We start from the raw sequence: 12965 nt of genomic DNA on the forward strand, positions 1-12965 counted from the left end.
TTTTAAACTCCTCCCTTCCGGGGAGGTCGGGTGGGGCTTTTATTTCAACCTGATCTCGGCTACGCTGCATCCTTGCGGTACCATCGGGAACACGTTGTTCTCTTTTGTTACCATTACTTCTAAAAGGAATGATCCTTTGGTGCTCAGCATTTCATTTAATGCAGCAGGCAAATCTTTACGATCATCGATCATTTTACCGGCAATTCTGTATGCAGCAGCAACCGCAACAAAATCAGGGCTTTGGATATCTACAAACGAATAACGGCGCTCATTAAATAACTCCTGCCATTGCCTAACCATACCCAGGAAACGGTTGTTCAGGATGATGATCTTTACATCTATACCAGTTTGCATAATAGTACCTAATTCCTGCAAGGTCATCTGGAAACCGCCATCGCCAATAATAGCAACAACAGTGCGGTCCTGGGCGCCAAATTTAGCGCCGATAGCTGCAGGCAGGGCAAAGCCCATAGTACCTAAACCGCCACTGGTAACGTTGCTGCGTGTTTTATTGAATTTGGCATAACGACAGGCCACCATCTGGTGCTGACCAACATCGGTTACAATAATAGCCTCACCTTTTGTAATTTCATTCAATTGTTTGATCACCTCGCCCATGGTCATTTCTGGGGTGGTAGGGTTCAATTCGTCATGAATTACGGCTTCAATTTCTTTCTGAGTGTATTCGTTAAAGGTATTCAGCCATTCGGTATGCTTCTTTTCTTCAATTAGTTTAGTCAGCATAGGAAGGGTCTCTTTACAGTCGCCCCATACCGGTACAGTTGATTTTACGTTTTTGTCAATCTCCGCCGGATCAATATCCAGATGTACCACCTTGGCTTGCTTAGCATATTTATCCAAACGGCCAGTTACACGATCATCAAAGCGCATACCGATAGCAATCAGCACATCGCATTCGTTAGTTAATACATTAGGGCCGTAATTACCGTGCATACCCAACATACCTACGTTTAAAGGATGCTCTGTAGGGATGGCACCGGCACCTAAAACAGTCCATGCTGCAGGGATACCGCTTTTTTCAACAAAAGCTTTAAACTCCTGTTCGGCAGTGCCCAGGATTACACCCTGGCCCCAAATGATAAATGGCTTTTTAGCCTGATTGATCAGCGCGGCAGCTTCCTGAACGTATTGTGTACGCACAATAGGTTTTGGCCTGTAGCTACGGATATGGTTACATTTTGTATAACCCTCAAAGTTAAATTTTTGTATTTGTGCGTTTTTGGTAATGTCGATCAATACCGGTCCGGGGCGGCCGCTTTTGGCTATATAGAAAGCTTTGGCGATAACCTCAGGGATCTCGTTGGCGTCCGTTACCTGGTAATTCCATTTGGTTACCGGAGTGGTGATGTTGATCACGTCGGTTTCCTGGAAGGCATCGGTACCCAATAAATGAGCGAACACTTGTCCGGTGATACATACTACAGGCGTGCTGTCTATCTGAGCGTCGGCTAAGCCGGTTACCAGGTTGGTTGCACCAGGACCGCTGGTTGCAAATACAACACCCACTTTACCAGAAGTACGGGCGTAGCCTTGACCTGCATGGATACCACCTTGTTCATGACGGACCAGGATGTGGTTCAGTTTATCATTATAATCAAATAGAGCATCATAGATGGGCATGATAGCGCCACCCGGGTAGCCAAAGATGGTATCAACACCTTCAACAATTAATGCCTCCAATAATGCTACTGATCCTGAAACTTCTACCGCTGTTGTTGGTGCGGGTGTAGTTAATGTTTCCTGTGCAACTTCCATAGTGTTGGGTATTATGTTGTATGTTTATTGTTGTTTTACGTAGTACGTTTTACGTGATACGTTTTTATTTATTAGCAATTTTAATTAGGTATAACCTTACGGCATTTCGTCAGTTACACAACCTTCGGCAGCGGTACTTACTGTTTTGGCGTAACGGTATAATAAACCTTTGGATACCTTTAAAGCAGGTTGTTTCCAGGCTGCTTTACGTGCGGCAAATTCTTCATCACTGATGAGTACGTTGATGGTGCGGTTAATCGCATCAATAAATATCCGATCTTCGTCTTTCACAAAAGCGATACCGCCGCCATCATAGGCCTCGGGTGTAATGTGACCAACTACAAAGCCGTGTGTTCCGCCTGAAAAACGTCCGTCGGTAATTAATGCTACCGAACTACCCAGCCCGGCGCCAAATATGGCAGAGGTAGGTTTTAACATTTCTGGCATACCCGGAGCACCTTTAGGGCCCACGTTACGAATAACCACTACATCTCCAGACTTAACACGTCCGCTTTGTATGCCGTGTATCAATTCAAATTCGCCATCAAATACACGGGCAGGGCCTTCAAAGCTGGTGCCTTCTTTACCTGTAATCTTGGCTACGCTGCCACCTTCGGCAAGATTTCCGTACAATATCTGTAGGTGACCGGTAGCTTTAATTGGTTTTTCGGCCGGGCGGATTATAGTTTGTGTTTCGAAATTGATCTCCGGAACATCTGCTAAATTCTCAGCAATGGTTTTGCCGGTAACAGTAAGGCAATCCCCATTCAGCCATCCCTGGCTAAGGCAATATTTCATTACAGCAGGTACACCGCCAACCTTGTGCAGGTCTTCCATCATGTACTTACCGCTTGGCTTCATATCGGCCAGTACCGGGATACGGTTACTTACGGTTTGGAAATCATCCTGGGTTACTTTAACATCAACGCTTTTGGCCATGGCTATCAAGTGCAATACCGCGTTGGTTGAGCCACCCAATACCATGATCACTACTATAGCATTTTCAAATGCCTCACGGGTCATGATGTCTGATGGTTTAATATCTTTTTCTAACAATACCTTGATCGCTTTACCGGCGGCAAGGCATTCTGCTTTTTTATCTTCGCTTAATGCCGGGTTTGATGACGAGTATGGCAAACTCATACCTAATGCTTCAATAGCAGCCGCCATGGTATTGGCTGTATAGATACCACCGCATGCACCAGCGCTTGGACAAGCGTTTTTAATTACGCCCATAAAATCAACGTCATCTATCTGGCCCGCAATCTTTTTACCTAAAGCCTCAAATGCCGATACAATGTTCAAGTCTTCACCTTTCCAGTGACCTGGTTTAATAGTGCCACCATATACCATAATAGACGGGCGGTTTAAACGCCCCATGGCCATAATGGAGCCTGGCATGTTTTTATCACAGCCCGGTAGGGTAATTAAACCATCATAATACTGTGCACCGGTAACCGCTTCAATAGAATCGGCAATGATGTCGCGGCTCATTAATGAGTAGCGCATACCCTCTGTACCATTGCTCATACCGTCGCTTACGCCAATGGTATGGAATATCAGGCCTACCATATCCTCATCCCAGATACCTTGTTTAACCAACTTGGCCAGATCGTTCAGGTGCATATTGCAGGTGTTACCATCGTAACCCATGCTGGCTACTCCAACTTGTGCTTTTTCCATGTCGTCGTCGGTTAAACCTATGCCGTATAACATGGCCTTGGCAGCAGGTTGTGTTTCGTCCTGCGTAAAAGTTTTGCTGTACTTATTCAATTCTATAGCCGCTGTAGTATCTGATGATGAACTCATTTTTATTTGGTATGATAGACTAATTTGTAAATAATTCTGCCTGTTGATCCTGGTTTATTCGTACAGTACGAATCTGTATTTGTAAGGTAGATATAGCAATAAAGAATAGCAATAGCTACGAATTTTTTTTGAAAAAAGTATTTTATGTTGTTTTTATTGTAAATATGAAATTTAATTCTGTTTAAAATAAAAATATAGCAATAATGTATGTTATAAAATATACCAAAGTTCAAAACGGTATTCGGTACATTTTTTATGCATGCATAGTAAGTTGCCGATTTTCTGCCTGAAATAGCTAAACCTGTTAGCGGATTTGTAAAAATTCGGCTGCTTTGCATGGTGTAATTGCTGCTTAATGATATTGCTTAATTCTATGTATAAATTGCCTTAAAATTTACCCCCGTTAATTTAAACAACTTTTGAGCAGGGGCCGATAAAAAAAGGATTCACTTTGTTCAGTATCGGCTAATGTCATGTTGCTTATGAATTGATGTTTAGCCCATAATATTATCCCAAAAACATGGTTTACACTTTTTTGAAGAAATAAAACACAATGAATTGATTTACAATTATTTAAATGTATGTTAACCATAAAAAGTGTAAACCATGTAAACCCACCTTTTTTATTAATTGAGTTACTCCCCAACTCAAGACTCTACGCCAATTGATGGTTGACATAGTTTGTTAAATCCCCTGTCGAAAAAAATGTCAAAAAAAAACGTCCGGGGTATTATACCCGGACGTTTTTTGTAAATGTAGGTATAAGGACTATTTGTGCTGAATGCCTTCAGCAAGAATAATGACCTTATTGTTTAATACTTCAACCACACCGCCTTTAATAAAGAAAACTTCTTCTTTAGCAGCGCTGCCACCGCGCACAGTTAATTTACCATCCTGTAAAGTAGAGATGATAGGCGCGTGGTGGTTTAATATTTCAAATAATCCCAAAGTACCGGGAACGGTTACCGATGTGGCTTCGCCCTCGTACACTTTTTTATCGGGAGTAAGAATTTCTAATGTCATGTTTGATTAGATGTGAGATATTAGATGTGAGATTTGAGACAAACGCCTCTTTACTACCATATCTTTATATCTCTTGTTTTTAATAGGAGATATAAGATTTGAAAAGCTAATCTCAAATCTCATATCTCAAATCTCCTATCTTAGTTATTAGCCTCAGCTAATAGTTTTTTACCTTTTTCAATGGCGTCTTCGATGCTGCCTACTAAGTTGAAAGCTGCTTCTGGATATTCATCCACTTCACCGTCCATGATCATGTTGAAACCTTTGATGGTTTCTTTGATATCAACCAATACACCTTTTAAGCCGGTAAATTGCTCGGCCACGTGGAATGGTTGTGACAGGAAACGCTGAACACGACGCGCACGTGATACAACCAGTTTATCTTCTTCAGATAACTCGTCCATACCCAGGATCGCGATGATATCCTGTAACTCTTTGTAACGTTGTAAAGTTTCTTTAACACGTTGAGCGGTGTTGTAGTGCTCATCGCCTAAAACAGCTGGGCTAAGGATACGTGATGTAGAATCCAATGGATCCACAGCAGGGTAGATACCTAACTCGGCAATTTTACGTGAAAGTACAGTTGTTGCATCTAAGTGAGCGAAGGTTGTTGCCGGCGCAGGGTCGGTCAAGTCATCCGCAGGTACGTAAACGGCCTGTACTGAGGTAATTGAACCTCTTTTAGTTGAGGTGATACGCTCTTGCATGGTACCCATTTCGGTAGCCAGTGTTGGCTGGTAACCTACCGCTGATGGCATACGACCTAATAGCGCCGATACTTCAGAACCTGCTTGTGTAAAGCGGAAAATGTTATCGATAAAGAACAAGATATCACGGCCTTTACCATCTTCTTCACCATCACGGAAATACTCGGCAATAGTTAAGCCTGATAAAGCCACACGTGCACGTGCACCTGGAGGCTCGTTCATTTGTCCGAAAACGAATGTTGCTTTTGACTCTTTTAAAGCTTCGGTATCAACTTTTGATAAGTCCCAACCGCCTTCTTCCATCGAGTGCATAAAGCCATCGCCATATTTAATAATGCCCGATTCAAGCATCTCACGCAAAAGGTCATTACCTTCACGGGTACGCTCACCTACACCGGCAAATACTGATAAACCAGAGTAAGCCTTGGCAATATTGTTGATCAATTCCTGAATTAATACGGTTTTACCTACACCGGCACCACCAAACAATCCAATTTTACCACCTTTAGCATAAGGCTCTAACAGGTCAATAACTTTGATACCTGTGAACAATACTTCAGTTTCGGTAGATAGATCTTCGAAACGCGGAGGTACATTGTGGATAGGACGGCCATTAGATTTATCTAAGTTTGCGATACCGTCAATAGCATCACCAACTACGTTGAACACGCGACCTTTAATGTTTTCGCCAACCGGCATTTTGATAGCGGCTTCGGTATCCAACACTTTCATGCCACGTAGCAATCCGTCTGTCGAATCCATCGCGATCGCACGTACACGATCTTCACCCAAATGCTGTTGAACTTCTAAAATTACTTTTTGGCCATTATCTTTCGTGATCTCTAACGCATCATAAATCTTGGGAAGATGAGCATCATCAGCGAAACTTACGTCAACTACCGGACCAATGATCCGTGATATTTTTCCAATGTTTGGCATACTATAACCTGGTGTTTAAAGAATTTTTCTGCGAAATAGTTGTTACTGTTTAAATATAAGATGCTATTTCAGAGGCGCAAAGTTAAGATTTCTATCCAAATATTTAAATAGCAATGTCAACATTTTTGCATATATTTTCTGCACACCCGTTTTGACGTTTTTAATGCGCAAAACTCAACATAATTTTGCCTATGTGTGCGCTGCTTTCCATCAGCTCATGAGCCTGCGCGGCTTCTTCGGCTTTAAAAACTTTGTAGATAACCGGTTTTATTTGTCCTGATATTAGCAGGGGCCAGATAGTTTTTTTTAGATTTTGAGCTATTGCGGCTTTAAACTCCACGTCCCGTGCCCGCAATGTGGAGCCAGTGATCACCAGTCTTTTCATCATTACCTGCGACAGATCAACCTGGGCATCCTTGCCTTTCATGGTATTGATCATCACCAGGCGACCTTCAACTGCCAACGACTGGATATTGCCCGGTGTATAATCGCCGCCTATCATGTCCAGTATCACATCGACCCCTTTGCCATTGGTTAGCTGTTTGATTAAATCGGCAAAGCTTTCAGTTTTATAGTTAATGGCTTTAGAAGCGCCTAATTGCTCGCAAAAGCGGCACTTTTCATCAGATCCGGCGGTAACATAAACCGGGTGCCCCAAGGCTTTCGCTATTTGTATAGCTGTAACCCCTATGCCGCTCGAGCCACCGTGTACCAACAATGTTTCAACGCCTTTGAGGTTGGCACGATCAAATACATTACTCCAAACGGTAAAAAATGTTTCAGGGAGCGAGGCTGCTTCTATAAAGGAAAGTCCCTCAGGAACAGGCAGGCATTGACCCTCCGGGGCATTGCAGTATTCGGCATAACCGCCTCCTGCTACCAGGGCGCAAACTTTGTCGCCAATTTTCCATTGGGTAACCGCCGCGCCGATTTCAATTATGGTGCCGGCTATTTCCAGGCCGGGGATATCCTGTACCACACCGGCTGGCGGAGGATATTTACCCTCGCGTTGTTTTACATCCGGGCGATTAACCCCGGCAGCCATCACTTTTACCAGTACCTCGTTAGGGGCATAGCCGGGTTTCGGTTTTTCGGCGATCTGCAAAACAGAAGGTGCACCCGGCTGAGTTATAACAATTGCCTTCATTTATTTAATTACTGAATTATTGATTTAGTGAATTAGCGATTTCAGCTCTCAAAAACTTTTTAAACCTTAAATTTTAACACTTTTCTGCTCAAAAACGGGATAAAAACGCTTAAAAATTGATTCAAAATCACCGATTTTAACACTTTTTAACAAATTTTAACATGGTTTTTACGTGTTTTTAAAACTTTAAAAAGTTTTAAAAAATTGCTTGTCAAGCAACTATGATAAAATTGCTCAATTTTTAGCTTCTTTTATCCCTTAACTAAACAGCCCGTTTCTCTTTTTATTGAAGAGAAACGGGCTGCCGTTTATACAAATATACTGAATTTTAAGTAGAAATAGAATTAGTTCTGTAGCATTCCGCGTTGCTTTGAATGATTGCAATTATGATAAACAGAGCAACCCCATTTGTATCAATATTTACAGTTGGATGTTTGGCAGGTAGATGAACATTACGGCAGCTCTATACTGCTTTATGTATATATTTACAAAAAATTTAGTAGCTCATTTTGGTATTCCTGAACCTCATCATGCATAAAAGACTAATATGGGTCTTCGTGATCCTTATATTTATTGTAGCCTGCAAAAAAGACAATGCTGGCAGTAACGCTCCTCAAATAACTCCTGTACAAAGCACAATAAAAGCAGACTGGGGCGATGAAATAATACTTACAGGTAAAAACATACCCCTGGATGCGAGTGTGTTTTTTGGTGAAAATCAAGCAACTGTGATATCAAATAATGGAAGCGAGATACGGTGTATTGTACCCAATTCTTTTGACGATCAGCTCACTACCTCTGTATATATTAAATATAAAGATCAGACCATTGAACTGAAAAATTATATAACGTTGAATGCACCGCTGATCACCTCTTTTACCCCAACGCAAGCCATAGGTGATACGGTGATTATAAAAGGCAATCATTTTTCTACTTTCAAGCTCCATGTTAAGTTTGGTGATACCGAAGCAAAGGTTGTTGGCTTATCAAAGCAATCGCTTAAAGTGTTAGTGCCCGACGATATTAAAAGCATACATACAACAATCAGTGTCACATCGCAATTGCAAACGGCTTTAGCTGGTTCCACTTTCGAAGTTTTAAAACCTGTGATCACTAACATTACCCCCGAAGCGTTTATCGGAGATAAAGTGGTCATTACCGGAAAATATTTTCACCCGCTAGGGCCTTTTTTCGTGTATTTAGACGATGAACAGGTGGGCGCGACTATAGAGAACAACGGAGTGATATCATTCAATGTTCCGTACAAGACGTATCCGGGTCGTAAAACCACGATCAAGATAAAGTTATTGGAATATGAGGTGACTTATCCGGTAGATCTGAAAATTAAGGACAACTGGGTTATGGTAAGCAAGGGTATTCCATTTTCGGCATATAATGCTACCCCACTTATTATTGGTTCCCAGGTATATGTTGTTGCTCAGATAAAAGGCTTCAGAGATGATGGATTTTATTTATGGCGTTTTAATCAGACTGATTTTTCCTGGACAAAAATCGGTAATCCAATAACTACTGTTAAAGGCAGTTACCGTGTAGGTACAAACGGAAGCAAGATATACTTGTACAATTCGAACGGTCCTGACACCTTTTATGAATGCGATCCTACATCCGGCACCTGGACAACCAAAGCTAATTTTATTGGACCGCAACGAAATGATCCGGTTATGTTTGGAATTGGTGGTAAATTGTACATGGGGGCCGGAGCTCATTATGTTGATAATATCAGAAAATCAATAGATGATTGGTATGTTTACACACCCGCAACAAACACATGGGCACAGATAGCCGATATGCGAAAAGGTTTTGAGGATGGTTACCCAATGGCGTTAGCGCAATCAGTTGTGATTAATAATATAGCTTATGTACTTTGCGGTGGTTGGTTTGAGGGCTATAAGTACAATCCCGCTGCCAACACCTGGACAGGCATACAAAATGCACTTGAGCCACGTACTCAAGTAGGTGTTGTGGCCTACAAAAATAAAATATATACTTTAAAAGGCTATCTGGTTCAGAATGTAGGTAATAGCAACCGCGACATTTTTAGCTACGATCCGGCTTCAGATCATTGGGAATTTGAGCCCGTTAAAGTTGATCCTTATAGTGACGAATTGGATTTCGCTTTTATTTCGGGAGGGAAAATATATATGCTGAGTTATGACGCTTCTGAATCCCAAAATAACCTTTACGAAGCACTTATGCTACCCTGATCGAATTAATAATAACATTATGTGAGGATGTGAGGGCGTAGTATGTTAGTAGCTATATTGATGAAATACTCTCTTTCATATCAGGGGCATAAAAAAACGCATTCCATAAGGATGCTCCTAAACAGAAACCTTACGGGGTGCGTTTTTAAATAAAGTTGTAGACAGTCGTTTTTCACTACCCGAAGTAGCTTCCCTGTTCCAAATCGGAAATAAGGCCAATGCCGTTTGGCTGCCAGCCCAGTTGCCTGCGGGTTTGGGCGCTGGAAACCTGGTTGTCCATGCCAGCGAAATGCCCGAACCAGCCAAAATGATCAGCAGCTTCTTCGTGGGTTTTGCTCACAACCGGTACATTCAGTTGCCGGCCGATTACGCCGGCCATGTCGCGGAAGGGTACACCTTCTTCGGCAGCCGCATGATACCTGGCACCTGCGATACCTTTTTCGAGGGCGAGCCGGTATAAGCGGGCTGCATCCAGGCGGTGCACGGCAGCCCAGTGGTTAATTCCATCACCTACATAAGCCGAAACTCCTTTTTCGCGGGCAAGGCCGATAAGTACTGGCACAAAGCCATGGTCGCCATCGCCGTGTACGGTTGGTGGCAGGCGTAATACTATTGTATGTACACCCTGGGCCGCTACGGCCATTGCTGCTTCTTCTGTAGCCACACGGGGAAAAGATGAGGTGTTGAAATCGGGTATAATATCTTCGGTAGCCAGAGGATTACCTTTTACCAGTCCGGTGCCTGAGGTAATAATCAACGGGCGATTGGATCCGATAAGCGCTGAGCCAATCGCTTGTATCACTTGCCGGTCTGTTTCACAGCTGGCTTTAAATTGGGTAAAATCATGTATAAAGCCGGTATGGATTACGCCATCAGCCATGGCCACTCCCGACTGTATACTTTCGAGATCGGTCAGATCACCCCGATGTACCTCGGCGCCGGCGGCAATAAGGGTTTTTGCACCCGCATCTGAACGCGTGAGCCCAAGCACCTGATGCCCCGCGTTTATTAATTCCTGAACTATGGCTGAGCCTACAAAACCTGTAGCGCCTGTTACAAATACACGCATGTTTTTTTTGATTAGATAAATAAAAAATTGAATCGTTTTAACGATTCAAAATTGGCCAATACCTCATCGGGAAAAGAGGACATTTGACGCTGTTTTTATTTAGGTAATTTGTCACTCCCGCGAGTTTTCAACTCGTGGGCAACATGGCTTCAGCTTTCAGCTGAACAACCGGCAGAAGCTGAAAGCTTCAAACATGCGTCTCACGAGATACGCTGCGCTAATCTCGCGGTAGCTGAAAAGGACGGATAAAAAAGCAGCAATTGCAGTTATTATACGGCAATTGCTATTTTCTGTATTTAGCTTATTGTTGAATTATTTTAGTCCGTAATTAAGATAGCCACCATCAGCTATGAGTTCCGTCCCGGTAATAAAACTTGCATCGTCAGAAGCCAGGAATAATACTGTTTTTGCAATTTCATCGGGATCGCCCAATCTTTGCAGGGCTGTAGCGGCGGCTAAATGCACCTTAGCTTCCGCAGGTACAGCATATTCTAACCCGGGTGTTTGAACCGGGCCCGGACTGATAATATTTACGCGGATTTTTCTTTCGGCCAATTCGTTTGCAGCTATTTGTGCAATTTTGTTTAACGCTCCCTTGGTTGCGGAATAAACGCTGGTTCCCGAATTTGAAGCGGTTGCTACCGTTGATGAAGTAAACACTACGGCCGATCCGTTTGCCAAATGCGGAATAAGCTTTTGCAACGTAAAGAAATGACCTTTTACATTGGTGTTAAATTGCGCGTCAAAATCTGCTTCTGTTGCTTGTTCAATTGGCGCAAATGTCCCTATTCCTGCGTTAAGGAAAAGGACATCTAATTTTTCTCCGCTTTCCGCGATTGCTTTTTCCAAAATGGAAATATCCGCTAAATTTGAAGTGTCCGAAACCACAGTTTTCAATTTCACACTGTTAATCTCTTCGGTTGCTTTTTGTAGATTACCGGCACTTCTGCCTGTAATCCAAACATTTGCCCCGGCGTTAATAAATGCTTTTGCGGTTGCGAATCCAATCCCTGTGGTTCCGCCTGTTATAACTACGTTTTTATTGTTAAAATTCATGATTAAAATTTTTGTTGTTTACCATGCAAACTTATGATGATTGAGTTTATTTTAGTTACTTTGTAACAAAAAGTAACAGTAACATTTGAGTAACTAGGTAACTTATGGCTGACAACGTATGCCTTCCAGGGCACAAAAAAGAAATCATGGCTGTCCATGATGCAATGGACGTATTGAGTGGAAAATGGAAAATCTCTATCATATCCTCCATTTGCTATTATAACGAAAGAAGATTTTCTGATATATTGAATGATGTACATGGCATATCAAACAAAATGCTGAGTAAGGAATTAAAGGAGCTGGAAATGAATAAACTGATAAAACGAACTGTTTTAGACACTCAACCTGTTACGGTTCAGTATAATTTAACCGAATATGGCAGAACGTTGCAAACCATCATTGATGAGCTTGCCGACTGGGGAATAAAACATAGAAAGGCGATTATAGAGGATATATAATAAAAGTTAAAATTCACTTTTGGAATTCAGCATACCTCGGTAATTCAATTAGATTAATTTAAAAACTGAAAGAGTGTTTATGAAAACGCTTCATCTATCGTTTGAGCTGAGCGTGCCGCACGCGGGTAAGGGTTTTGAGTGAGATTCCGAGGTATGAAGCGATCATGTGCAGGGGCACACGTACAAATACGGTGGGGTAGATTTGTACAAACTCATCGTATTTTTCTTCGGGTGTTGAGCTGATGGTGCTAAATATGCGATCGCGGCCCAAAGTAACATTACGGGAGATCAGCCGCTCCGTAAAATATTTTAAGCGGGGCACCTGCTCATATAAGAAATCAAAGTCACTTTTGGTCCAGAAGATAATCTCACTGTCTTCTAATACATCGATATAATAACGGGAGGGAGTACTGTTATGTAAACTATCCGGCTCGGTAACCCAAAAATTCTCCGGCGAAAACTGGATAATATGTTCCGTGCCATCTTCGCGGGTACGGTAGGTGCGTATCAGGCCTTTGCACACAAATATCTTGAAGCGGCATATTTCGCCTTCCCGCAACAGTACCTGTTTCCTTTGTAATTTTCTTTCAACAGCAAAAGAACACATCAGCCTGAACTCGTCATCAGGCAGCTGCATATTCTCCTTAAGGTAAGCTTCAAATCCGGCGTGCATAGTATCATCAAAAATAAGGAAAATACTGGAAGAGGGTTATAACACTACAAGAAAATCACTTTTAGATGATGAGTTGTAGGAAG

The 12965-nt window shown here is 42.3% G+C and carries 10 protein-coding genes; 2 read left to right on the plus strand and 8 right to left on the minus strand.

What is annotated here, in order from left to right:
- Positions 1-39: 39 nt before the first annotated feature.
- The 5 genes from ilvB to BW976_RS17095 all read right to left on the minus strand — a co-directional run bounded on the left by ilvB (position 40) and on the right by BW976_RS17095 (position 7401).
- Complete coding sequence (gene ilvB / locus BW976_RS17070; RefSeq protein WP_076374636.1) at positions 40-1776, minus strand: biosynthetic-type acetolactate synthase large subunit; 1737 nt, start codon at positions 1774-1776, stop codon at positions 40-42.
- Between the two features lie 96 nt (positions 1777-1872).
- Complete coding sequence (gene ilvD / locus BW976_RS17075; RefSeq protein ID WP_217696270.1) at positions 1873-3585, minus strand: dihydroxy-acid dehydratase; 1713 nt, start codon at positions 3583-3585, stop codon at positions 1873-1875.
- Positions 3586-4353: 768 nt separating this feature from the next.
- On the minus strand, positions 4354-4608 hold the full coding sequence (gene atpC, locus BW976_RS17085) for an ATP synthase F1 subunit epsilon (protein ID WP_076374640.1): 255 nt from the start codon (positions 4606-4608) through the stop codon (positions 4354-4356).
- A gap of 140 nt (positions 4609-4748) precedes the next feature.
- Positions 4749-6254, minus strand: a complete 1506-nt coding sequence (gene atpD / locus BW976_RS17090; protein ID WP_076374642.1) for a F0F1 ATP synthase subunit beta — start codon at positions 6252-6254, stop codon at positions 4749-4751.
- Between the two features lie 160 nt (positions 6255-6414).
- Entirely contained in the window at positions 6415-7401 is a 987-nt protein-coding gene (locus BW976_RS17095) for an NAD(P)H-quinone oxidoreductase (protein WP_076374644.1), read from the minus strand.
- 530 nt (positions 7402-7931) lie between these two features.
- Here BW976_RS17095 and BW976_RS17100 point away from each other — a divergent pair.
- A complete protein-coding gene (locus tag BW976_RS17100) occupies positions 7932-9626 on the plus strand; it encodes an IPT/TIG domain-containing protein (protein ID WP_139332326.1) in 1695 nt (564 codons plus the stop codon).
- Positions 9627-9801: 175 nt separating this feature from the next.
- On the opposite strand, the gene BW976_RS17105 is transcribed toward BW976_RS17100, so the two are convergent.
- Together BW976_RS17105 and BW976_RS17110 are read right to left on the minus strand one after the other, a co-directional pair.
- Entirely contained in the window at positions 9802-10695 is an 894-nt protein-coding gene (locus tag BW976_RS17105; RefSeq protein WP_076374648.1) for an SDR family oxidoreductase, read from the minus strand.
- Between the two features lie 312 nt (positions 10696-11007).
- Positions 11008-11751: an SDR family oxidoreductase gene (locus BW976_RS17110; RefSeq protein ID WP_076374650.1), complete on the minus strand. Its 744-nt coding sequence runs from the start codon at positions 11749-11751 to the stop codon at positions 11008-11010.
- A gap of 104 nt (positions 11752-11855) precedes the next feature.
- Between BW976_RS17110 and BW976_RS17115 the strand changes: the two genes are divergently transcribed.
- Complete coding sequence (locus tag BW976_RS17115; RefSeq protein ID WP_076374652.1) at positions 11856-12209, plus strand: winged helix-turn-helix transcriptional regulator; 354 nt, start codon at positions 11856-11858, stop codon at positions 12207-12209.
- A gap of 94 nt (positions 12210-12303) precedes the next feature.
- Here the strand turns inward: BW976_RS17115 and BW976_RS17120 are convergent, their stop codons facing one another.
- Entirely contained in the window at positions 12304-12882 is a 579-nt protein-coding gene (locus tag BW976_RS17120) for a Crp/Fnr family transcriptional regulator (protein ID WP_076374654.1), read from the minus strand.
- Positions 12883-12965: the final 83 nt, after the last annotated feature.

Source organism: Mucilaginibacter lappiensis (assembly GCF_900155965.1).
Taxonomy (GTDB): domain Bacteria; phylum Bacteroidota; class Bacteroidia; order Sphingobacteriales; family Sphingobacteriaceae; genus Mucilaginibacter; species Mucilaginibacter lappiensis.

Coding starts and splice junctions, on each gene's coding strand:
- ilvB (WP_076374636.1), bottom strand. CDS start 1,776: ATGGAAGTTGCACAGGAAACATTAACTACACCCGCACCAACAACAGCG.
- ilvD (WP_217696270.1), bottom strand. CDS start 3,585: ATGAGTTCATCATCAGATACTACAGCGGCTATAGAATTGAATAAGTAC.
- atpC (WP_076374640.1), bottom strand. CDS start 4,608: ATGACATTAGAAATTCTTACTCCCGATAAAAAAGTGTACGAGGGCGAA.
- atpD (WP_076374642.1), bottom strand. CDS start 6,254: ATGCCAAACATTGGAAAAATATCACGGATCATTGGTCCGGTAGTTGAC.
- BW976_RS17095 (WP_076374644.1), bottom strand. CDS start 7,401: ATGAAGGCAATTGTTATAACTCAGCCGGGTGCACCTTCTGTTTTGCAG.
- BW976_RS17100 (WP_139332326.1), top strand. CDS start 7,932: ATGCATAAAAGACTAATATGGGTCTTCGTGATCCTTATATTTATTGTA.
- BW976_RS17105 (WP_076374648.1), bottom strand. CDS start 10,695: ATGCGTGTATTTGTAACAGGCGCTACAGGTTTTGTAGGCTCAGCCATA.
- BW976_RS17110 (WP_076374650.1), bottom strand. CDS start 11,751: ATGAATTTTAACAATAAAAACGTAGTTATAACAGGCGGAACCACAGGG.
- BW976_RS17115 (WP_076374652.1), top strand. CDS start 11,856: ATGGCTGACAACGTATGCCTTCCAGGGCACAAAAAAGAAATCATGGCT.
- BW976_RS17120 (WP_076374654.1), bottom strand. CDS start 12,882: ATGCACGCCGGATTTGAAGCTTACCTTAAGGAGAATATGCAGCTGCCT.